This is a genomic window from Streptococcus sp. DD13 (genome assembly GCF_001578875.1).
Taxonomy (GTDB): domain Bacteria; phylum Bacillota; class Bacilli; order Lactobacillales; family Streptococcaceae; genus Streptococcus.
Genome location: NZ_KQ969506.1, coordinates 683,617 through 706,796 on the forward strand (window position 1 = coordinate 683,617; position 23,180 = coordinate 706,796).

The 23,180-nt window shown below is 42.6% G+C and carries 21 protein-coding genes, 1 pseudogene and 1 riboswitch; of the genes and pseudogenes, 9 read left to right on the forward strand and 13 right to left on the reverse strand.

The features are described from left to right. Positions 1-16: 16 nt before the first annotated feature. The 4 genes from STRDD13_RS03085 (at position 17) to STRDD13_RS03100 (ending at position 2,253) form a co-directional block, all read left to right on the forward strand. Positions 17-640, forward strand: a complete 624-nt coding sequence (locus STRDD13_RS03085; protein WP_197457145.1) for an alpha/beta hydrolase — start codon at positions 17-19, stop codon at positions 638-640. Positions 641-721: 81 nt separating this feature from the next. After that, entirely contained in the window at positions 722-994 is a 273-nt protein-coding gene (locus STRDD13_RS08885) for a CPBP family glutamic-type intramembrane protease (RefSeq protein WP_067101727.1), read from the forward strand. 161 nt (positions 995-1,155) lie between these two features. Next, complete coding sequence (locus STRDD13_RS03095; RefSeq protein ID WP_067101730.1) at positions 1,156-1,752, forward strand: rhomboid family intramembrane serine protease; 597 nt, start codon at positions 1,156-1,158, stop codon at positions 1,750-1,752. Positions 1,753-1,872: 120 nt separating this feature from the next. Next, the gene (locus tag STRDD13_RS03100; protein WP_156471235.1) at positions 1,873-2,253 is read left to right on the forward strand and encodes a hypothetical protein; all 381 of its coding nucleotides are present in this window, start codon (positions 1,873-1,875) and stop codon (positions 2,251-2,253) included. A 529-nt stretch (positions 2,254-2,782) separates the two neighbouring features. On the opposite strand, the gene ftsX is transcribed toward STRDD13_RS03100, so the two are convergent. The 7 genes from ftsX to STRDD13_RS03135 form a co-directional block, all read right to left on the reverse strand. Then, positions 2,783-3,712 carry a permease-like cell division protein FtsX gene (ftsX, locus tag STRDD13_RS03105; RefSeq protein ID WP_067101736.1) on the reverse strand — a complete coding sequence of 310 codons (930 nt, stop codon included), beginning with the start codon at positions 3,710-3,712 and terminating at the stop codon, positions 2,783-2,785. Next, positions 3,705-4,397 (reverse strand): cell division ATP-binding protein FtsE, encoded by a 693-nt coding sequence (ftsE, locus tag STRDD13_RS03110; RefSeq protein WP_067101738.1) that lies wholly within the window; start codon positions 4,395-4,397, stop codon positions 3,705-3,707. Before ftsE ends, ftsX begins: the two co-directional genes overlap by 8 nt. 30 nt (positions 4,398-4,427) lie before the next feature. Next, positions 4,428-5,523, reverse strand: a protein-coding gene (prfB, locus tag STRDD13_RS03115) for a peptide chain release factor 2 (protein ID WP_156471236.1) whose coding sequence is annotated in 2 segments (ribosomal slippage) — positions 4,428-5,450 and positions 5,452-5,523 — 1,095 coding nt in all. Because the reading frame shifts where the segments join, the coding sequence is not laid out codon by codon here. A gap of 34 nt (positions 5,524-5,557) precedes the next feature. Beyond that, the gene (gene queG / locus STRDD13_RS03120; protein WP_067101741.1) at positions 5,558-6,685 is read right to left on the reverse strand and encodes a tRNA epoxyqueuosine(34) reductase QueG; all 1,128 of its coding nucleotides are present in this window, start codon (positions 6,683-6,685) and stop codon (positions 5,558-5,560) included. A gap of 22 nt (positions 6,686-6,707) precedes the next feature. Continuing rightward, positions 6,708-7,202, reverse strand: coding sequence for a VanZ family protein (locus tag STRDD13_RS03125; RefSeq protein WP_067101744.1), 495 nt, complete (start codon positions 7,200-7,202; stop codon positions 6,708-6,710). A 211-nt stretch (positions 7,203-7,413) separates the two neighbouring features. Continuing rightward, positions 7,414-10,107: a cation-translocating P-type ATPase gene (locus STRDD13_RS03130; protein ID WP_067101747.1), complete on the reverse strand. Its 2,694-nt coding sequence runs from the start codon at positions 10,105-10,107 to the stop codon at positions 7,414-7,416. Positions 10,108-10,291: 184 nt separating this feature from the next. Next, positions 10,292-10,681 (reverse strand): YwiB family protein, encoded by a 390-nt coding sequence (locus STRDD13_RS03135; protein ID WP_067101750.1) that lies wholly within the window; start codon positions 10,679-10,681, stop codon positions 10,292-10,294. 137 nt (positions 10,682-10,818) lie between these two features. Between STRDD13_RS03135 and STRDD13_RS03140 the strand changes: the two genes are divergently transcribed. The 3 genes from STRDD13_RS03140 to STRDD13_RS03150 are packed head-to-tail and all read left to right on the forward strand — an operon-like array spanning position 10,819 to position 14,142. Further along, the gene (locus STRDD13_RS03140) at positions 10,819-12,120 is read left to right on the forward strand and encodes an HD domain-containing protein (protein ID WP_067101753.1); all 1,302 of its coding nucleotides are present in this window, start codon (positions 10,819-10,821) and stop codon (positions 12,118-12,120) included. A 1-nt stretch (position 12,121) separates the two neighbouring features. Next, positions 12,122-12,928 (forward strand): sugar-phosphatase, encoded by an 807-nt coding sequence (yidA, locus tag STRDD13_RS03145; RefSeq protein WP_067101755.1) that lies wholly within the window; start codon positions 12,122-12,124, stop codon positions 12,926-12,928. Then, the gene (locus STRDD13_RS03150) at positions 12,928-14,142 is read left to right on the forward strand and encodes an aminoacyltransferase (protein WP_067101758.1); all 1,215 of its coding nucleotides are present in this window, start codon (positions 12,928-12,930) and stop codon (positions 14,140-14,142) included. Before yidA ends, STRDD13_RS03150 begins: the two co-directional genes overlap by 1 nt. 230 nt (positions 14,143-14,372) lie before the next feature. Here the strand turns inward: STRDD13_RS03150 and tpiA are convergent. From tpiA to STRDD13_RS03180, 6 genes and pseudogenes are all read right to left on the reverse strand, one after another. Further along, positions 14,373-15,124, reverse strand: a pseudogene (gene tpiA / locus STRDD13_RS03155) (triose-phosphate isomerase). Between the two features lie 328 nt (positions 15,125-15,452). Next, complete coding sequence (gene tuf, locus STRDD13_RS03160; RefSeq protein ID WP_067101761.1) at positions 15,453-16,649, reverse strand: elongation factor Tu; 1,197 nt, start codon at positions 16,647-16,649, stop codon at positions 15,453-15,455. A 220-nt stretch (positions 16,650-16,869) separates the two neighbouring features. Further along, positions 16,870-19,605, reverse strand: coding sequence for a phosphoenolpyruvate carboxylase (gene ppc, locus STRDD13_RS03165; RefSeq protein WP_067101764.1), 2,736 nt, complete (start codon positions 19,603-19,605; stop codon positions 16,870-16,872). Between the two features lie 33 nt (positions 19,606-19,638). Next, positions 19,639-20,871 (reverse strand): cell division peptidoglycan polymerase FtsW, encoded by a 1,233-nt coding sequence (gene ftsW, locus STRDD13_RS03170; protein ID WP_067101768.1) that lies wholly within the window; start codon positions 20,869-20,871, stop codon positions 19,639-19,641. A gap of 169 nt (positions 20,872-21,040) precedes the next feature. Further along, entirely contained in the window at positions 21,041-21,520 is a 480-nt protein-coding gene (locus STRDD13_RS03175) for a DUF4430 domain-containing protein (RefSeq protein WP_156471237.1), read from the reverse strand. Continuing rightward, positions 21,444-21,956: an ECF transporter S component gene (locus STRDD13_RS03180; RefSeq protein WP_067101774.1), complete on the reverse strand. Its 513-nt coding sequence runs from the start codon at positions 21,954-21,956 to the stop codon at positions 21,444-21,446. The genes STRDD13_RS03175 and STRDD13_RS03180 overlap by 77 nt, the downstream gene beginning before the upstream one ends. A gap of 102 nt (positions 21,957-22,058) precedes the next feature. Here STRDD13_RS03180 and STRDD13_RS03185 point away from each other — a divergent pair, with 102 nt between their 5' ends. Both STRDD13_RS03185 and STRDD13_RS08820 read left to right on the forward strand, forming a co-directional pair. Beyond that, a complete protein-coding gene (locus STRDD13_RS03185; RefSeq protein ID WP_067101777.1) occupies positions 22,059-22,910 on the forward strand; it encodes a glycoside hydrolase family 25 protein in 852 nt (283 codons plus the stop codon). Positions 22,911-22,953: 43 nt separating this feature from the next. Then, a riboswitch (TPP riboswitch) is annotated at positions 22,954-23,050 on the forward strand. 37 nt (positions 23,051-23,087) lie between these two features. After that, on the forward strand, positions 23,088-23,180 hold a 93-nt coding region (locus STRDD13_RS08820), incomplete at its 3' end, for a hypothetical protein (RefSeq protein WP_269450104.1).

Consider the following 23,180-nt stretch of genomic DNA (forward strand, 5'->3'; position numbering starts at 1 on the left):
TGCAAATAGTCGATCTATGGAAGAATACCATTCTGCTAATGTGACAGAAGACAACCACTACATCTTCTTCGATGGAAAAGAAGACAAAGGAACCATTCTTTTTCAAGGAGGAGCCCTGGTGGAAGTTCAAGCCTATAGTTTCTTAGCGGAGGAGCTGAGTCAAAAAGGCTATGATGTCTACCTCCTTAAAGCACTGTTCAACTTGCCCATCCTGAACCAGAATGCTGCTCAATCTCTGATTCAAGAAAAAAACTTGACACGTGTCTTTTTAGCCGGTCACTCCCTAGGTGGGACAATGAGTGCCACAGCAGCAAAAACGAATCCTGCTGTCCAAGGCCTGATCCTTCTGGCCTCTTATCCGAGTGACGATACTGACTTGTCCCAAGAAAAGATCCGGGTCCTATCCATTACCGCTAGCGAGGACAAAGTGCTCCGTCAAAGTAAGTATAAGGAAGCTAAAAATCGTCTCCCAAAATCCACCTCCTATCAGATAATCGAAGGTGGAAACCATGCTGGATTTGGACTTTACGGTCCTCAGAAAGGCGACGGGAAAGCCCTTATCACCCTGATGGAGCAACAAGACCGTACCTACCATCTCATCCTCGATTTTTTAGAGAGTCAGTCTGTCCCTTTATCCTAGCTTTCTTTTCTACAATACTAATTTTAGGAAGTCCCCAATTGTCAAGTCAAGTGCAACAAAGATATTCCTCTGATTAAGTGAGTGCTTTTCAAGCTGTTTGATTTAGCTCAAACAGATTTTTTGCGGATTGATAACCATGGATTCTTCTTGACCTTTCATCTGATTCATCAATATCGGGACTCTGTAACCTTTTCTCTTTATTTCTGTTCAGAACTTTTCTTCGCAGCTGTCTATAAGAAAATTAAAGATATCCGGTTGCCCATCTTCTTACATGCCTTTAGCAATTTTCTCACTTTTTGGAAACCGATTTGGATTTTCATCTTCAATTATATCTACTGGCATTTTCTTGTCTAACAGCTCTGTTTCTGTAGCTGGGCGTGAAATGGGAGTTAGAGGTTGGAGTTGTTTAATGAAACTAGGAGCGCTTTTTAAAAGTGATTTTATTTTCGATTAAGGGATGGTATAATGAAAGTATACTCAGACTATTGATTTATTTATAGAAAAGAAGTTTTAAAATGAAAACGATGATAAAAACCTACCCTGTTATCAGTACTTTAGCTCTATTCTGTTTGTTGCTCGGTCTATTGACTTCCTTTTATGGGGAGGCTATGTATGACCTACTAGCTTTTCATTCGAAGCCGGTGTATGGTTGGCAATATGTCAGTGGGACCCTGATGCACGGTAGTAAAGGAGCCCCAGTCTGGTTTTTATGGGTCCATTTGATTTTAAACGGACTCATGATCCTTCCCTTCGGTGGACTGCTTGAAAGAAAAAGAGGCTCCATACAAGTCTTAATCGTTTTTGTAACGGCGACAGTCCTCTCCTCCATCGTTTTTCACTTCTTAACACGCGGGCAGGACATTCAGGCAACAGGGATCTCTGCCGTCGGCTATGCCTTTGTGACCGGAGGGATTATGCTCCTGCCAAACGTGTGGAAAGAATTATCACGCACCGTAAAATGGCTTTATCTATTCTTAATTTTTCTATCTGGTCTCATGCTCTTACCACTAATCACTGGATGGATCTCAACGCTATTGCATCTTTCAGGGATTGCGAGTTATCTGTTGGTCTTTATCGGAAGTAAAAGCTTGAAGGGGAGAGGTAACAATTAAGCCGACTATTGAGTAAGGTTTTCATCCTGCTTCCTTGACTCTTCCTCTACTAGACATAAAAATACCTCTTAAGTAGATTTTGGTTATTTACCATGTCTACTTAAGAAGAATCATATCACTGTGTCAGAAGCGTTTAGTAGAGAAACTCTAAGACGACAATTGCAAGGTGATTATTCGATCCCTAAAACAGGGACTTCATTTCCTGCCTTGTGGCGTGGCGTAACAGTAGACCAAATGGGAGCTGTCATAGATGTAGCGGTTGGAACTTTGCTAGGAGCGGGAATCACTAGTATTGCATCTTCTATCTCAAAAGTAGGCAAACATGAAGCAAAGAAAAAGTTAAAACAAGTCTTAGCACGCTACGGATTGTTAGGAGGGTTTATTTCAGAAAAAGGATTAGATTTCGCTTTAAATCTGAACTCTCCTGGTTACCATCTAGCAAAATATTGGGATTCACATGATAAATATCCAAATAATGGTCGTATAAATTTCGAAGGGTAATAGGCTAATGATGAAACGATTGATCTTTATACTTTTCACTGTCATTGTATCGTGTGCTTTAAATTGATTGGTAGAATATATATTTAACCTACGTCTAAACTACTACACTTCAATATTTATGGATGTTTTCTTTTTTCTAAGCTACTTTTATATTACTGATAGAAATAAAGACTAAGTTTCATTAAAAGGTCCCTTCTAAAAACGAGAGAAGATGTTCTGAATGAAGACAAACGTCCCTTTTGGCCTTTGTCTTTTTGCTATTATTTGCTTGATCCTCCGATATTCCAGACAAAAATCACTTTTTAAGCAAAATAAAAGGGATTTCGCCATCCACTTACACTCATTTTTAAGGCTTCAATATGCAAAAGTAAATCCAAGCTTATCCCCTATTTAGAACTTTTAAACATCAAAATTGTGATACGACTTTTCAAAAAAAGCCCTTAGAATCATCACTTCTAAGGACTTTATCTTTAAGTTGAGACAACCCGCTTGGGTTGCTTTTTTAATGTAGCAGCACTCTAAATCAGTCTTAAACTTTCAAGTACCGTCTCATAGAGAGAGAGGCTCCTAAGGCTCCAATGAGGATCCCCAATATGAGAATGCCTCCACCCATTACCGTCACAAACCAACGAACAGGTATCAAGGAAAGACTTTGTTGGGCCAAGGCTGGATTAAAGTTGCGATAAGCGACCACATAAAGGAAATAAACAATCCCTGCTGGAATCAAGGCTCCTAAAAAGCCAACCCATGCCCCTTCTAGTAAGAATGGCCCTCGGATGTAGGAGTTTTTAGCACCCACCAAGCGCATGATTTGAATTTCACGACTCCGAGAAATAATGGTAATCCGAATCGTATTTGAGATCAAGAAGACCGCCATCAGGAGCAACAAACCAGTTCCTGCTAGTCCCCAAACTCGAATCATATTCGCAAAAGCAAAGACTCTTGCTGTCGCGTCCTCACCATCTTGCACCTTTTCGATACTATCTAACCCTTTGATCGCATTTGTCAAATCCTTTACCGCACTAGGTGTCTTAGCATCGATAATATAGGCATCATAGAGCGGATTGGAATCATTCCTGAACATAGACCAGGTATCGCCCATTCGCTCTGTTAGTTCGTCCAACTGTTCTTGCCTAGAGGAGAAGGTCGCCGATTTGACTTGGTCCATACTCATCAATTGACGGTAAACAGCTTGATATTGATCGTTGTTGACCATATTGCCTTTATCATCTTGAATTTGTTGTTCTTGGTCATGAACACTCAGTTTCATATAAGCCACGATTCGGACATTCTTTTCTAAATCGGAGGCTAGTTTTGTTGTATTCACGATCACTGAACCAAAAATACCCACCAAGGTCAGCGTCACGGTCACGGAAGAAATCGCAGCAACGGTCATCCATCCGTTCCGTTTTAAGCTCTTTAATGATTCAATAAAATGTTTAAAAAATCGTCTAATCATCGTATCCGTACTCTCCTTCTGCTTCGTCTCGTACCAAGCGACCATCTTCAATCGCAATCACCCGGTGACGGAGAGTATTCACGATTTGGCTATTATGAGTGGCCATTAGAACAGTTGTCCCTTGAAGGTTAATCCGTTCCAAAAGGTTCATAATTTCCCAAGAATTTTCTGGGTCCAAATTCCCTGTTGGCTCATCTGCAATCAAGACTTGAGGGTTATTCGCGATAGCCCGTGCAATTGCAATCCGTTGCTGTTCTCCACCAGATAGTTCATTGGGGAAAGAGCGAATCTTGTGCTTCAATCCAACCAAATCCAGAACTTCCATAACCCGTTTTTTAATCGTCCTTGGTCGCTCACCAATGACTTCCATCGCATATGAAATATTTTCAAATACTGTCTTTCTTGGCAAGAGTTTATAGTCCTGAAAGACCACGCCGACACTACGACGAAGCAAAGGGACTTCCTTTTTCTTGATATTTGCTAGGTCAAACCGCCCAATTTTAAGGCTTCCTTTATCAATAGACTCTTCTCGGTAGAGCAACTTAATAAAAGTGGATTTCCCGGCGCCAGATGGACCCACAATATAGGCAAATTCCCCTGGTTCCACAGACACGGAAACCCCTCGGAGGGCCGTTGTCCCGTTTCCATACTTTTTGGAAACGTTCTTCATTTCAATAATTCCCATAGAATTTTCTGTCTAAGACATTCCTTTCACTTAATTAATCCGCCATTTCAAATAGGCGTCGATAAAACCGTCCAAGTCTCCATCCATCACTTTATCTACCTGACTCACTTCAAAATTGGTCCGGTGATCCTTGACCATGGTATAAGGGGTGAAGACATAGGATCGGATTTGGCTCCCCCATGTAATTTCCTTTTTATCCCCTTTTAGAGAATTGACTTCTTCTGCCTTTTTCTCTTGTTCCAGTTGGTAGAGCTTGGCTTGGAGGAGTTTCATGGCACGGTCTCTATTGCCATATTGTGTCCGGTCAACGGTAGATTGCGTGACAATCCCTGTCGGAATGTGGGTCAAGCGGACCCCCGTAGAAACCTTGTTGACATTTTGTCCACCTGCACCTCCAGACCGGAAGGTATCCATCTTGACTTCGTCATCACGAATCTCGACTTCAATGGAATCATCCAGTTCGGGCATCACTTCCACTGAAGTGAACGATGTATGACGCCGTTTGGCCGAATCAAATGGCGAAATCCGCACTAATCGATGAACACCCATCTCAGACTTTAGCAGACCGTAAGCATTAGGACCTGTAAAACTCAAGGTCACAGACTTAATCCCTGCTTCATCACCTGCTTGGTAATCCAGTGTTTCCACTTGAAAACCGTGCGCATTCCCAAAACGAATGTACATGCGCATAAGCATCTCGCCCCAATCTTGAGCTTCAGTACCACCAGAACCTGGATGAATCTCTAATATCGCATTGTTGTGGTCATACGGCTCGGACAAGAGCAAGGTCATTTCATAAGCGGTCATCCGTTGATCTAAATCTTCGAGCTTCTCTACAAGTTCATCCCGCACAGATTCATCCTCTGCCAAGAATTCCAGTAAAATTTCAGCCTCATCATAAAGATCTAACATTCGTTGGAAATTGGTATAGGTTTCCTTTAATTCATTCAGTTTTTGAGATGTTTTCTGAGCCTCTAGATTATCATTCCAAAAATCAGGATGCGTCATCTCATTTTCGACCAGGGCAATTTCTTCTTCAAGACCGTCTAAGTCAAAGAGACCCCCTGAACGAGTCCAATTTGGATGACAAAGTTTCAATCGTTTGTCTTATTTCTGCTGTATCCATAGTTACCTCATTCTAAATACTAAATTTCATTATATCATACGTGTGATGATTTGACCAATTTCAAAAATGCAGCCTGCTCTTCTATAATCATCTCATCTTGGGATTGGATATTTTCGATAAAAGCAATCAACTCCTCGTTAGGCTTTTTCTCAATCTGTCCTAAGGCCCAAATAGCTGTCGCTACATGAATCGGATTTTGCATTTTATCAATAATTTCAAGTAATTTTGGAACCGCTGAACGGTCATGGGCATTGGCTAAAGCGATGATGGCATTTCGTTGTAAGATATTCTTTCCGCGCCAAGACATGGCAATCTGACCAAATTTTTGCTTGAATTGCCCATTTGATAATTCCAAAAAAGGGATTAACTCTGGCTGGGCCAATTCCGGATCAATCTCGACCACGGGTGGATTGGAAATCCCTTTATTATAAGGACAGGCAATTTGGCAGATATCACATCCATAGATGACTGTTTTGATTTTCTTTCGAAACTCTAGGTCCATCATCCCCTTATCCTGGGTTTGAAAGGAGAGACACCGTCTGGCATTCATGGTAGAATCCCCCAACAAAGCATCGGTCGGACAAGCCACGACACAGCGATTGCAATCCCCACAACCATAGTCGACTGGCTGGTCTGGCTCTATCTCCAAGTTGGTCACTAGCTCCCCTAAAAACATATAGGAACCATATTCTTTGGAAATCACCAAGCCATTTTTACCGATAAAACCAATCCCTGCCCTTCTCGCCACAGCTGTATCGACCAAGACACCGGTATCCACCATTCCCTTGTACTCAAAATCAGCCGTCAACTTCTCAATTTCACGAGCTAGACGTTCCAGCTTATCCTGCATAATGTAATGGTAGTCTAAGCCCCAAGAATTTGGTGTCACACGGCCTCGACGATAGCTCGTTTTCTGGGGTTGTTGGGGTAGGCGGTTGGGATAGGCGACCGCAATCGATATAATGGTTTTTGCCGAAGCAAGACTCAAGCGTGGCCGAATCCGTTCTTCGATATTTTTATGTTCAAAGCCTGACGAGCGCCCTTCTTCTTGGGCTGCTCGCAAGGATTTTTCGAGATAATCAAAATCATCTGCTGTCGTAAAGCCAATTTTTGAAATCCCGACTTCCCTTGCAATCCGCTTGATTTCTTCTTTTAAATCCATAATTCCTCATTCAATCTTGAAATCAATGAGTGTGAATCCACGCTATGAAGCAGACGGTCCCCATCGTTCCAATCCAATTTAACCGGTATAGCGTCTCTTTCTTCCACCAGGCTTTTAGAAAATACCACAGGATAAGCCCCAGAATGCCTCCTAGACTATTCGTGGCCACATCTGTAATGTCTGCCACCCCAATAGAAAAAATATACTGAATTCCTTCAAAAAGCAGACTCGTCCCGATGACAAGACCGACCGCTAAGAAATCATTCATTCGCTCCCAAAGCAGCTTCACATAAATTCCCAGTGGAATGAAAATGAGAATATTCAATAGCAATTCTTGATAATCGAGATGCCCGTCAATAATGGCTGTCCCAGCAAATAAGGTTGTATTTAAACTGCCATAAGCCGTTTGACTGGCATGAAGAAGCGTTTCCAGCGGATGCATCTTAAAGAGAATAATCCAAATCAGATAGGATATGTAGACCCCGCATAAGCCATAGGTCACTCGTTTTGATTTCATCTAAATCCCCTTTCTGATGGAACACTGTGAAGGCAATCTTTATTATACCAGAAAGTCCTCCATTCCCCTATTACAATTTCAGTGACCTCTGACATCATCTTGTAATACAATGGTCACACAAAAAAGGATTTAGTCCTGCACCTTACAGAACTAAATCCTTTGCTTCATTGATTGGACTCACTGGTTGGAGTCGATCCTTGCAATCATTTCATTAAATTGCATTTTTGTCCATCCCCAAAGCACGTTGAATCGCTTTGATAATCTCGACAATGACAAACATGGACAAGCTTCCTCCTACGACAACCGCCCATTGAGTAAGGGATAGATTGGTCACATGGAAGAATTGGTTAAATCCAGGAATGACGATCGTCGCAAGCAGGACGATTAATGCTACTGGGAGACACCAGTTGAACAGACGATTTTTGAAGAAGCCAACTTTAAAGATGGATTGATAGACCGACTTGACATTATAGGCATGGACTAACTGAATTAAGCCCAAAGTCGCAAAGGCCATTGTCAATGCATCCCCGTGAATAGCGGTATTATCCAAATGCTCAGGGTATAGAATAGCCCAACCGTAAACACCAAGAACCAGCATCGTTTGTAAAATTCCTTGGTAGAAGATCGCTCCTAATACACCACCTGAGAAGAAACCAGATTTCCGGCCACGAGGCTTGTGCTTCATCACACCGGGCTCAGACGGCTCCACACCTAAAGCAATGGCTGGAAGAGTATCTGTCACGAGGTTAATCCACAAGAGGTGAACTGGTTGAAGCACATCCCATCCAAAGAGAGTCGCAAAGAAGATGGTGAAGACTTCTGCCATATTAGCAGATAGAAGGTATTGAATGGATTTTTGGATGTTAGAGAAGACCTTTCGACCTTCTTCCACCGCAACGATAATGGTAGCAAAGTTGTCATCTGCAAGGACCATATCCGAAGCTCCTTTAGAAACCTCCGTACCTGTAATCCCCATCCCAATACCGATATCCGCTGTTTTCAGGGATGGTGCATCATTGACTCCATCTCCTGTCATGGCAACGACTTTTCCATCATTTTGCCATGCTTTTACGATCCGTACCTTGTGTTCAGGAGACACACGCGCATAGACTGAATATTGCTTGAAGACTTTTTGGAATTCTTCATCTGAAAGCTCGTTCAACTCTGCCCCAGTAAAGACATGGTCTTCCGTATCATTTGGATCGATAATCCCCAAGCGCTTCGCAATAGCTTCCGCTGTATCCTGATGGTCTCCAGTAATCATGATGGGACGGATACCCGCTTCTTTGGCAACGCGTACAGCATCCGCAGCTTCAGGACGTTCAGGGTCGATCATTCCAATCAAACCAGTGAAGATTAAATCACTTTCTAACTCTTCAGAAGTCACGTTTTCTGGAATACTGTCCACAATCTTATAAGCACCTGCAAGCACACGTAGGGCTTGGTGAGCCATTGTGGAGTTGTTGGTCTGGATTAAATCAGAAACGTGCTCATCGATTGCAGCTACATCGCCCGCTTTATCACGCGACACACAACGTTTCAAGAGCTGATCTGGCGCTCCCTTTACAGCAACAAGGAATCGACCATCCGAAAGAGGATGCACGGTAGACATGAGCTTACGATCTGAGTCAAAGGGCAATTCCGCAACACGCGGATATTTTTCTAAAAATCCTTTGACATCATAACCCTTGTCCAGTGCATATTGGATAAAGGCTGTTTCAGTTGGATCCCCAATCAAGTGCCCTTCTGAGTCGATTTTAGTATCATTGGCCAAGACAACGGAGCGCAACAAAGGCATCTCAAGTCCTAGTTCAATCTCATCCTTGGCATCGTGTAAGTGTCCATCATAGAAGACTTTCTCAACCGTCATCTTGTTCATGGTCAAGGTCCCTGTCTTATCCGACGCGATAATTTCAGTCGATCCAAGGGTTTCAACTGCTGGAAGCTGACGAACAATTGAGTTGCGCTCTGCCAGCGTCCGTGTTCCCAAGGAAAGGACGACAGTTACGATAGCCGGCAAGCCCTCTGGAATCGCTGCGACAGCGAGCGCTACCGCAACCATCAAGCTTTCAAGGAAAGGCTTCCCTTGAACAAAATAGCCCACGGCACAGGTAATAATAGCAATTACCAGGATAATGTAGGTCAACACCTTAGAAAGATGATTCAAGCTTTGTTTTAATGGGGTATCTGCTTCATCAGCATTGGCCAACATTCCAGCAATATGGCCCACTTCCGTATACATCCCCGTGTTAACGACAACTCCCAAACCTCGTCCATAGGTCACATTTGAGTTTTGGTAGGCCATGTTCACCCGGTCTCCGATTCCAGCATCTTCAGTAAGCGCAACAGAAAGATCTTTTTCGACCGGTACGGATTCTCCTGTTAGAGCTGCTTCTTCGATTTTAAGAGAAGCCGCCTCCAGCAGACGGAGATCAGCGGGAACCACATCTCCTGCTTCCAGCAAGACGACATCCCCAGGAACCAACTCTTTTGAATCAATCTCAGCCACATGACCATCCCGACGGACACGTGCAAGAGGACTAGACATGGATTTTAAGGCTTCAATAGCTGCTTCTGCTTGTCCTTCCTGGTAGACACCAAAAGCCGCGTTTAAAACCACTACGATCAGGATAATAATGGCATCTGTCAGACCTTCCATCCCTTCTGTGACCACTGATAGGGCCGCAGCAACCAAAAGGATGATGATCATCAAATCCTTAAACTGATCCAAGAACTTAGCCAAGACGGACCGTTTTTCTCCCTCTTCTAGTTCATTGTGCCCATATGTCGTCAAACGGGATTGAGCTTCAGCAGTCGTTAATCCTTCTTTGTTTGCGGCTACTTCTGTCAAGACCGTTTCTTCATCTTGAGCGTAAAATGCATGACGTTTTTGTTCTTTCGCCATAAGTTCTCTCCTTCTTGGCCTCTCTTTCAACAAAAAAGAGACCTGTTTTTTAAAACAAGTCTCGCTATTTAATACATTGCCGGAAAATGGTTTCGGAATGACGACAATGTAACGAATTCCTTCGCTAGCTACTCCCTCAGTTTTTACCATTATAGCAGAAAACCAACGGACCTTCAATACTTTTTTACTCTTGCCATCGAATTTCCATCTGATAGCTGGCAAAGGAGACATCCCCCTCCATGGGCAAGAGATCATAATGGAGTTGCACTTGACCTTCGGCACGCTTCAACTGGTAATGGGATGTTTTCGTCTTCAATTGCTGGAGCCCCATCGGAGTAGGGATCGTCGCCAAGGACTCTTGGTCTACACAAAAACGCATCACAGACTTGGGATTGGAAAAACGAGTCATGGATAACTCCTGTTGATTGTATTTGATGACGACTTTTTCTCCGTCTTCATTGTGGTAAACCAAAAAACAAAACTCATTTTTTTCGAACCATTCTCCCTCATAGGTATGATATACAACTTCCACTTGGTCCCCAATCCTTATTTCATTTTGCAATTGCAGGTGCATCCATCCTCTCCTCTCTCTTTTGTTTTATTATAGTATTATTTCGTCTAACATACAATGATAAACTTCAGCCCTTCCTCCCTTGCCGAGACCAAGGTTTTCGCTAGAAAAAGCGCCTTTACTTTTGATATAATAGAGTCATGATTGAAAAAGTATTTCGAGATCCCGTACACAATTATATTCATGTGGATCAACCCGTCATTTATGAATTGATTAATACCAAAGAATTCCAACGATTGCGTCGGATCAAACAGTTAGGAACGACCTCCTACACCTTCCATGGGGGAGAGCATAGCCGTTTTTCCCATTCTCTTGGTGTCTATGAAATTGCACGTCGCATCACCCAAAAATTTGAAAAAGACTATGCCCATCTGTGGGATAGCAGCGAATCCTTGGTGACCTTAGTGGCTGCTCTCTTACACGACATTGGCCACGGTGCTTATTCACATACCTTTGAAAGACTGTTTGATACAAACCATGAAACCATGACCTGTGATATTATCCTAAATCCCGAAACAGAAGTCCATCAGGTCCTGCGACGCGTTTCGCCAGCATTTCCGGATATGGTCGCTGCAGTCATCAACCATACTTATCCGAACAAGCAGGTGGTCCAATTGATATCCAGTCAGATCGATGCCGATCGGATGGACTACCTCTTGCGGGATTCCTTCTTTACAGGCGTAAATTATGGTCAATTTGACTTGACACGAATTTTAAGGGTGATTATCCCTACTGAAGATGGGATTGCCTTTAAAGAATCTGGTATGCATGCGGTAGAAGATTACGTCCTCAGTCGCTATCAGATGTATATGCAGGTCTATTTTCACCCCGCGAGTCGGTCTATGGAAGTCCTCTTACAAAATCTGCTAAACCGAGCTAAGGTCCTCTACCCAGTAGAAAAAGAGTATTTTGCACTCTCCTCTCCTGGTTTGATTCCATTTTTAGAGCGCTCCTACCAGTTGAGCGATTATCTAGCTCTCGATGACGGCGTGATGAATACCTATTTCCAGACTTGGATGACAGGTCCTGATCCCGTTCTTGCCAACCTAGCCGAACGCTACATCAATCGCAAGGTCTTTAAGTCGATCACATTTTCTAGTCAGAACGAAGAAGACCTGGATCTCTTACGAAATATCGTAGCCAATGTTGGTTTTGACCCTGAGTACTATACAGCCATTCATAAAAACTTCGACCTCCCTTATGATATTTATCGGCCTGAGGCCAAACACCATCGCACACAGATCGATATATTACGAAAGGACGGTCAGTTGATCGAACTCTCCCAACTATCTCCTGTCGTCCAATCCTTGTCTGGCACCATTCATGGAGATAGCCGCTTCTACTTCCCGAAAGAGATGTTGTCTGCGACGGATATTTTTGCCAAGGATAGCCGAGACTTCCTTTCTTATATTCATAACGATCGATTCATCTATGGAGAATGATATGCCTATTAAATTAATTGCTATCGATATTGATGGTACCTTATTGAATAGCCAAAAAGAAATCACACCAGCTGTTTTTGAAGCCATTCAGGAGGCTAAAAAAGCTGGTGTAAAAGTTGTCCTCGCAACAGGACGGCCTCTTTCTGGCATCCAGAATCTCTTAACCGAACTGCAGTTGAGAGAACCTGGAGACTACGCCATAACTTTTAACGGCGGACTCGTCCTTGACGTCGCAACTGGCGACATCATCAGTCAGGCAACCTTGACTTATGAAGAGTTTATGGATATTCAGACCATTGCCCAAAAACTCGATATCCCAATGCACGCTTCTACAAAAGAAGGGATCTACACTGCCAATCGAAACCTTGGGAAATACACCATTTATGAATCCGTTTTGGTGAACGCCCCTATTTTCTATCGCACCACAGAAGAGATGAGAGACATTGAGATCATTAAAACCATGCTGGTAGATGAACCGGAAAAACTGGATGCCCTGATCCCTCTCATTCCAGAAGATCTGAAAAAGAGGTTCAACGCTGGTAAATCGGCCGATTTTTATTATGAAATCTGTCCTAAGGAAGGAAATAAAGGATATGCGATCCAACAATTGGCCAAAAAACTAGGTCTTTCGATGGACCAAACAATGGCTATTGGCGATCAAGAAAATGATCGTCCCATGCTAGAAGTAGTTGGACATCCAGTTGTCATGGAAAATGGCAATCCCAAAACCAAAGAAATTGCCAAGTCGATTACCAAATCAAATGACGAAGACGGCGTTGCTTACGCCATTAGAAAGTGGGTTCTTTAATGTATCATTATAAACTAGACCTTGATAAAGAGACCTACGACACCTTCATTGAACAACAGCCGTTGGTCACTGTCTTTCAAAGCAGCAACTGGGCCCAGGTCAAAGAAGAATGGGGAAATGTTCGCCTCGGCATCTATCAGGATGACCGACTGGTAGCTGCTGCATCTCTCCTTATTCGTCCCCTCTTACTGGGACGCACCATGATTTATATTCCACGTGGTCCGATCTTAGACTACCAAGACCAAGACTTGCTGGCCTATGTCCTAAAAACATTGAAGCGACTTGCGAAGACCTACAAGGCCATTTTTATCAAGTTTGACCCCTTCATCCAACGCCAAGTACAAGCGGGAGGGCAACGAACTGAAAATCCTCTTGCGCAAAATACCATCGACAGTTTACAAAAATTAGGCTGTGATTGGCTAGGCTTGACAACGGATATCACCGAAAATGTCCAGCCGCGTTTCCAAGCCAACCTTTATGCAACGGATTTTTCTGAGAGCCATTTCTCTAAACGCGTCAGACAGGAACTTCGTACAGCTCGAAATAAGGGAATTGATATTCAATATGGTGGCCCAGAGTTGGTGGACGACTTTACAGCTCTCATGAAAAAAACTGAGGCTCGCAAGCAAATCCACCTACGAGGACGGGATTACTACCTTAAGATTCTCAATACTTATCCAGGACAGTCCTATATCACCATGGCTAGTCTAGATCTAGCAGTCCGAAGAAAAAATCTAGACCAACAATTAGAAAAGGCCCAAACCCATTTAGCTTCCTTAGGTGAAAATGGCCGTCAAAGTAAGATTGATCAAGCACAGAAAGAAATCGATCGTCTCGTAAAAGAAATTGATTTTCTATCTGAAAAACTAAAAGAAGGAAGAACTGTTATCCCCCTAGCAGCCACCTTATCCGTAGAGTTTGCTCATACGTCCGAAAACATATACGCCGGCATGGACGACGACTATCGCCAATACCAAGCTCCTTTGTTGACCTGGTTTGAAACAGCCAAACACGCCTTTGAACGAGGCAATCGTTGGCAAAACATGGGCGGGGTAGAAAACAGTTTGGATGGTGGTCTCTACACATTCAAAGCCCGTCTAAATCCTCATATAGAGGAGTACATTGGCGAATTTAACTTGCCAACCAGCCCTTTCTACCGATTGACGAACTTAGCTTATACGATTCGCAAGAAAGTACGAAGTCGGAAGTCCTAAGAGGAGACGAGCATCATCTCGTGCGGAAGATATTGGAAGCTTAGCAAATCTTCCAAAGAACCTCACCCCCTTCCATCAAAACAAATGAGAGTGGGACAGAAATCGGTCATTCGTTAGAAGTCGATTTCGTCGTCCCACCTCCACTCAACCACTGCATCTTGCTCGACAATCCAAAAACAATTGAGAGGCTAGGACTTTTGTCCCAGCCTCTTTTTAATGACTTCATATTCTTAGAAGTTTAACAAAGCCAAGAAGCTTTCTGCTTCAAGGGATGCGCCACCAACAAGAGCACCATCCACATCTGGACAAGCCATGTATTCAGCAACATTTTCAGGTTTAACAGAACCACCGTATTGTACACGGACTTTGTCAGCCACTTCTTGACCGAAGTCAGCAGCGACCACGTCACGGACCACTTTACACATTTTTTGTGCATCGTCTTGAGAAGCGGATTTACCTGTTCCGATAGCCCAGATTGGCTCGTAGGCAATAACAGATGCAGCTACTTGCTCTGCAGTCAAGCCTGCCAAAGCAGCCGATACTTGAGCACCTACGAACTCAGCAGCTTTACCAGCTTCATAAGTCTCAAGTGACTCGCCACAACAGATGATTGGCAAAAGACCATTCGCAAAGATAGCTTTTGCTTTTTGTTGATATCTTCGTCCGTTTCATGGAAGTAATCACGGCGTTCTGAGTGACCGATAACCACGTAGTCTGTACCGATTTCTTTCAAAACTTGTGGAGAAGTTTCACCAGTGAAGGCACCTGCATTTTCAAAGTAAGTGTTTTGCGCAGCAACTTTAAGGTTAGAACCTTTTGCAGCAGCCAGAACAGTTGTCAAATCTACTGCAGGAACAGCGATTCCTGCTTCAACAAGATCGGTTGATGGAAGTTTAGCAGCTACAGCTTCCACAAAAGCTTTTGCTTCTTCTGGATTTTTGTTCATTTTCCAGTTACCGGCGATAAATGGTTTACGTGACATTTCACATACCTCTTCTTTATTTATTTACTTGATCATTATATCACATTTGGACAAATCTTTCTAGCGCTTTATGACGCTTCTCTGTCCTGATGGTTCGTAAATCAAAAAAGAGAGTGGGACAGAAATCGGTCATTCGGTAGAATGCGATTTCGTCGTCCCACCTCCGCACAGTTGAGTAGGGCTGTAATAGCTGATGAAATCAGCCTAGTAGAGCCCACTCAACCACTGCGTTTTGCTCGACAATCCAAAAAAAAATTGAGAGGCTAGGACTTTTGTCCCAACCTCTCTTTTGTCTGATTATAATTGTTAATTTGGGAACTTAATCGAATTAAGCTTCGATTTCAGTAACCATACCTGAACCAACAGTACGTCCACCTTCACGGATAGAGAAAGTAGTACCTTGTTCAACGGCGATTGGGTGGATCAATTCAACGTCGATTGTTACGTTATCACCAGGCATTACCATTTCAGTACCTTCTGGCAATTTGATTGAACCAGTTACGTCAGTTGTACGGAAGTAGAACTGTGGACGGTAGTTATCGAAGAATGGAGTGTGACGTCCACCTTCATCTTTTGTAAGGATGTAAACTTCACCTTTGAATTTAGTGTGTGGGTTGATTGAACCTGGTTTAGCCAATACTTGACCACGTTCGATTTCATCACGTTGTACACCACGGAGAAGCACACCAACGTTGTCTCCTGCAAGACCTTCATCCAATTGTTTACGGAACATTTCTACCCCAGTAACAACTGCTTTTTGAATTTCTTCTTTGATACCAACGATTTCAACTTCGTCGTTGACTTTAACAGTACCACGGTCGATACGTCCTGAAGCAACTGTACCACGTCCAGTGATTGAGAATACGTCTTCGACTGGCAACAAGAGTGGTTTGTCAGTGTCACGTTCTGGTTCTGGAATGTACTCGTCAACAGTGTTCATCAAGTCCATGATGATGTCTTCGAATTTAGAATCACCTTCAAGGGCTTTAAGAGCTGAACCTTGGATAACTGGAAGGTCATCACCTGGGAAATCGTATTCTGACAAGAGGTCACGGATTTCCATTTCAACCAATTCAAGCAACTCTTCATCATCTACCAAGTCAACCTTGTTCATGAAGACGATCAAGTGTTTAACACCAACCTGACGTGAAAGCAAGATGTGCTCACGAGTTTGTGGCATTGGTCCGTCAGTTGAAGCTACTACAAGGATCGCACCGTCCATTTGAGCGGCACCAGTGATCATGTTTTTAACGTAGTCCGCGTGTCCTGGAGCGTCGATGTGAGCATAGTGACGTTTTTCAGTTTCGTACTCAACGTGCGCAGTGTTGATGGTGATACCGCGTTCGCGTTCTTCTGGAGCAGCATCGATAGACGCATAGTCTTTTGGTTGGTTAACTGATGAAGGCAAGCGACGTGCCAATACAGTAGTGATAGCTGCAGTCAATGTAGTTTTACCGTGGTCAACGTGTCCAATGGTACCAATGTTAACGTGTGGTTTACTACGATCGTATTTTTCTTTTGCCATTTTGGTAAAAGCCTCCAATAAAATATATTTTATAGATAGACAGTGTCAACACAGTTTATCTTTACCTTACTATTCTAACAAATTCCATTAGAATTGCAAGCTTTTTCTATTTAATTTCTCAGGATTCTCTTCTTCAAGAGCTAAATCAGTCTGTGACTGCACTTTCTCATGGATTTCATAAGAGATGAAACCGCCATTGCTCTTGTTTCTTGGAATCATCTTATCCAGAATTCCGAAGACCTGTAGCTACACCATTGATGGTGATATGGATAAAGTTTTCTAATCCATCCGTTATCTGACCGGTACGAAGACGATGGATGAGTTCGATTTGAATATAATTTAGTACATTAAAGTAAGGGAGACGATAGGCCAAGCTTTCCCTTAGAGACGGCAAGTCTTCTATCAGTTCCTCGTGTTGTTCAATTGACAAAATAATATCTTTTGTTAATTGCCATTCATCTAAGATGGTATAAAAGACTTCTTTTAATTGCGGGTCTGAACACAATTTGGCATATTCAAAGGCGATATTCATATTGGACTTGGACAAAACCATGTCTACATTGGACAATAAGGAACGGAAAAACGGCCAACTCTGATACATCTTTTGCAACTTCTCAAGATTTTCGGGGGCTGCGTCGATATATTGTTTGAAACTAGAACCAACTCCGTACCATCCTGGAAGCATGATTCGATTTTGAGACCATGAAAAGACCCATGGAATAGCTCGTAAGCCTGAAATTTCTGTAATCGTCTTTCGAGCAGCTGGACGTGAACCAATATTGAGACTAGATACTTCTCGGATAGGGCTTGCTGTAAAGAAATAATCATAAAAATAAGGATTTCCAAAAACAAGACTTCGGTAAATTTCATAGGAGTTGCCAACGATTTCATCCATGGTAGCGCGGAATCCTTCAATTTCATCTGGATCTGTAATCATATTGCTGACCATTCGATTCATCGTCGCTGACACGAGCATTTCCAGGTGATAATAAGCCGCATCTTTATTGCCATACTTATTGCCGATCACTTCTCCTTGTTCTGTCAAACGGATGCGGTCCCGAATGGAGTCAAACGGCTGGGAAGTAATGGCATCGTATGATGGGCCGCCTCCTCGCCCGACTGTTCCTCCGCGTCCATGGAAGAAGGTGATTTTAACTCCAAACTCTTGGCCAATCTTTGTTAACTCATTTTGAGCCTTGTAGAGAGTCCAACCTGACGCCAAATACCCCCCGTCTTTATTCGAATCGGAATAGCCCAGCATAATTTCTTGGTAATGATGATTGCTAGCAATCCAAGCTTTTACTACGTCGTAGTCTAAGTACTGGCGCATAATTTCTCTCGAATGCTCTAAATCCTCAATCGTCTCAAATAACGGGACAATTTGAACACGAGCTTGATCTTGATTTACTAGTCCAACTTCTTTTAGAAGAATTGCCAGCTCAAACAAATCAGAGACACTTTCGGTATGGGAGACAATGTGTTGTTTAATCACATCTTCCCCTAGCTTATCTTTGAGTACCCGTGCTGTCTGAAATATTGCCAGTTCTGTTTGTAACTGTTCTGATTTGGGTACATGGGTGGATGAAAGAGTCCTAGGATCCTCCGTCAATTCCTTTAAGAGAAGACGAATCTTATCTTCTTCAGAGAGACTGCTATAATCTTCCTCAATATTTGCCCCCCTTAAAAGTTCTGCTACACAGGATTCTAATACACTTGAGTCTTGGCGCATGTCAATCGACGCAAGATAAAAACCAAAAATATCTACTGCTTGCAGTAATTCTGCCAAATCACCAGCTATTAAGTCCTCATTCCCGTTTTCCATCAAGGATTCGGTAATCACTAACAGGTCAGCCTTAAATTCCTGAGCGGATGCATACGCACGAATCGTCGCCTTACTTTCGCTTTGGTGAGAACCCTTCGTCTTAGCCTCCTCCAAATGAGAAAGATCTTCCAAGGTCTCATTCACTCTAGACTGGATATACCGAAAGGCCCTGCGGTAAGGTTCATTTTCCCGGTAGACCGATTGATCATCTGAGTCTTCCGCCATTTTGAGCACTCCGGGAGAAAGAGTAGACAGTGCAGTCGATAGCGAGAAGGTGCGGTAGAGTCCTCCCAGTTTTTCTATATAGTAATTGAGAATAACCGTACTCTGTACAGTCGCTGAAAGTTTTAAGGTATCCGCCGTTACGAAAGGATTGCCATCTCGGTCTCCCCCAATCCACATCCCCATCGTAATAGGTTTTGGATTGTCCAGGTAAATCCCTTTTTCCTCAGCCAGTTCCTTGTACTGGCTGGTTAATTTCGTAATGGCCTTAATCAACGAACTATTATAGTATTCCATAACATTCGTGATCTCATTGCGAACCTTTAACTTTCGCTCACGAATGATATCCGTTTGCATCATGATTTCGATATTGCGCAAGAGATCTTTTCGCCATTTTTTTTCATTGACAAGACCCGACTTAACATCCCGATATTTTCGTAGGAGATCGTGGATATTATTGGTCAAATCAAGCATAGTCTTCCGTTGAACTTGCGTTGGATGAGCCGTTAAGACAGGGACAACATTCAAGTGTTCCAGAAGATAGGGAGCATCTTCTCGCTTGGCCACGAGTTCAATAGTCGTAGATAATTTCCCTAAATAATCTTGTTCTGTATTGTTTTGGCGGTTGATCTCATAGGCTAAATCCACATCCTCCGAGATATTGATCAACAAGGGGAGGATGGAAAAATAACGAGAGATATAGCCCAGTTCTCGATTGCTCGATTCTTTGATAATGCTGAGGATTTGTTGGTAGTGATCCTCTTTTGCCAGTTCTGATAGGGTTTCAATCTTTTGAACAGTCTCTTCTGTCAGAATCTTGCGTGCAACATGGTTGAGCGTTTCTTGGAGAATCGTGATTTCCTCTGCTACGGTCTGCTTGTTACTGAAATTTTCTAATTTTTCAATCGACATAATTTTCCTCATTTCCCTTTAAGAACTCGCTGGTTATCCTACTCTATGTCCAAATTCAAGTTCTCGTTGCAATTGATCCCGTTTCTCATTGGCATCAATATTTAACACAAAGCCAATCGCGATGGAGATAATCAACAAGCTACTGCCTCCTTGCGAAATAAAGGGGAAGGTAACCCCTGTTGCAGGAATCAATCCCGAAATTCCACCGATATTCACAAAGGTCTGAATCAAAAGCATCCCTGCTACCCCTAGCGCCATCATCGCGTTGAATGGATTTCGGGCTCGAATCCCAACGATGATGATTCGCAGGATTAAAAAGAAGAGGATGGCTAAGATGAGACTGGCTCCGATCAATCCTAACTCTTCAATCGTGATGGAAAAAGCAAAGTCAGTATGAGCTTCTGGCAAGTAGCCATTTTTTTCAACTGAATTGCCCAATCCACGACCAAACCAACCTCCGTTACTCATCGCATAGTAAGAATGTGATAGCTGTAGACCGGAGCTTGTTTGATTGACAAAAGGATTGTAAAAGGCTTCAAAACGCTTCGCCACATAACCAAAAACAGGAATACGCTCCACCACTTTGACACCTAAGATGGAAATGGAACCCAAAACAATCGTTGAAATTCCAACAACAGCTCCTAAAATCACCGAGAACCACCTATGACCGACACCACTGACGGATACCATAATCAATATGGTCAAGGCAATAATCGTCGCATTTCCCAAATCGGGGAGAGAAGCAACTAGTAGTAATAAGATGAGACTGACCAGGCGCCAATCATTGACTCTATTTGGAATCCAACGCCCCTTGGTCAAGGCCTGGTAATCATAGATCGAAATATCTTTTTGAATAGCTGAGAATTTATACGCCAGAAACCAAACTATAATGAGTTTCAGATATTCTGCAGGTTGCATGGTGAAGGCTCCAAAACTGATCCAGCCGTATGCCCCGTTTACCGGAGTAAAAAAGCGAGAAGCAATCAGTAAGAGAATTTCCACCAAAATGGCAACATTTACAACCCTTGCTCTTCGTAAAAAACTAAGGCGCATCCGATAAATGATAAAAATACCAATTAAACTCACTCCCCAAAATGCTGCCTGGGTCACAAAGGAACGTTCTGCACTTCTACCTGCTCGAATCTGGACCGCACTAGTGGTTGAATAAACCATGATTAAGCCGATAATGGACAAAATCAGATAGGGAATCAAGATGGAGTAGTTTAAAAAATGTCGTTTGTCAATCTGTTTCAGTTGGTTATCCATGCTCTCTCTCTCACAATTTCTCTTTCATCTAACTTGGCTACTTCTACTTCGGATATAGCCTCGTTCCATTATATCATAGTTCGACTGTCCTATCTAATCAAATCCGCGTATTTGATCCGAAAGATCGGATTCTCCTTATGGCATAGAAAAAGCGCCTTTCGGCACCTTTTTAATACTTTTCTTGATAAAATTGAACCGTATCTCCATTCTTGAGTACGAAATCTTTCGCTCCAACAGAGGCCATCTCATTGTTGACTTTATACATCCAGTAAATCCCCTTGTCTTTATCCTGGCTAACACCATTAATAGAAGTAATCAGACCATTTTCCTCCACAATGGTAAAATGAGCCTTTAAAACCTCCATCAGGGATTGCCCTTCTTCAAATTCAACATCTGTCTTGGTTTCTTTTTTCTCGTAGTCCGTCACAGTAATCGTAGCTTTCAATAGGCTCTGACTAGTAGAATGACTGGTCACCGACTCCTTGCTAGAAGCTTGTGTTTGGTCAGTCGTCTGACTGCAGGCTGACAAGGACACGACAGCTAACAAACTAAGTAAAAAAAGGATTGTTTTTTCATTGATAAAATCTCCTAAAAATGCTTTTAATAAATGGGTAGAACAAAAAGGTCGAAACACCATGATAGGTGTCAAAAGGGATGTTTCCTAGCAGATAGACAGGCAAGGGAATTTGCCAATAAATTGAATCAGGTAGGGCGATAACACCCCCATAGAGATAGGGAAGCAAACCTGCAATCACCATCTGAATCAGTGTATTTTTGCTAGTATCCGCATGAAGTTTTACAGCGAGTAATTGCCAAACTCCCAAGACTAGCCCAAAAGAGACAATCTGCCATAAAACGATCACTCCAAATCCTAGATAAAAACTAGTGATCAGCATGGTGATGGCCATCACCCAAAAACTGGGCCAATAGCCCATGTAAAGACCTGTCACCAGAAAAATAGCCGTGATGGGTTTAATATTCGGATAAGGGGCAAATACCTGCCTAGAGACAATTGCTAGGGCAGCTAACATCGCAATTTGGGTCAGGTACTGAAGAGACCTTAGCTGTTGCTTCTGTTTTTTCATACTTCTTTAAGCTATCTCAAAAAGAGCTAGAAGTCAAGAAAAATTTTCTATTCAGGGCTTCTTTATTGACTTTTAAAAGGTTTTTAAGGTAAAATAAAACGGATGAGAAAGAAAATTAAACCTATTTTTGTCTATCTCTTCTTCGCAGTTCTCATGATTTTTTTCATCATGAACTACGGAGTAGTTGAGACAATCAACGAAATAGGCAAGTCCGATCCTCCTCGTTCAACAGCGTCTCAAAATGCCACGACAGCTTCGTCAACTACTCAGTTAGTGCATATTGATAACGCCCTCACCATGAAACCGATTATTGATCTTTCTGGATGGCAACTCCCTCAAGATATTGATTATGACACTTTGTCCCAAAATATCTCTGGAGTGATCCTTCGGGTTCAAAGCGGTTCCAGCACGAAAAAAGACAATACCGCCTCAGATGCGAACGGATTAGACAAAGCCTTTGAAACGCACATCAAAGAGTTTCAAGCTCGCGGAATCCCTGTTGCTGTATATGCCTATGCGACAGGTACCAGTGACGAGTCCATGCGACAAGAAGCCCAAAGTTTTTACAAGGCTGCTAGTCCCTATCATCCGACCTTTTACTGGATCGATGTAGAAGAAAAAACCATGTCGGATATGAATGCAGGTGTTGAAGCTTTTCGATCTGAACTCTCTAGTCTGGGAGCGAAAAAAATTGGTATCTATATCGGAACCTATTTCATGAATGAACACAGCATCAATACAGATAAATTTGATTCTGTCTGGATTCCGATTTATGGTAGCAACAATGGTTATTTTGATGCCGCACCAAATACCGATATTGACTATGACCTCCATCAATATACTTCTGAAGGTCATCTAAATGGATTTGCCAATAGCCTGGATCTCAATATTTTAACCACCCTAAAAGATCCAAATGAAGTCTACAAAAAGCTATTCGGCGGATCTGCTAACTAATTTTTGTTTATAATTTTTATTTTGACTGCTTATTCGTCAAAAAACTATCACAAAGGAGTGCCTCTGGCTGAGATTGCATCTGCAAAATCCTCAAACCTGATCTAGTTCGTACTAGCGTAGGGATTGTGTCTGCTTGCTTTTTTTCATGGGCCTCCTTTCACCTAAGGAGGTTCTTTTATGTCTACACGCACTCATTTGCAAACACTTAGCGAAGTGGCTCTTTTTTCAGCAATCGGATTAATCTTGGACCGCTTCATGCTGTTTCAGTTA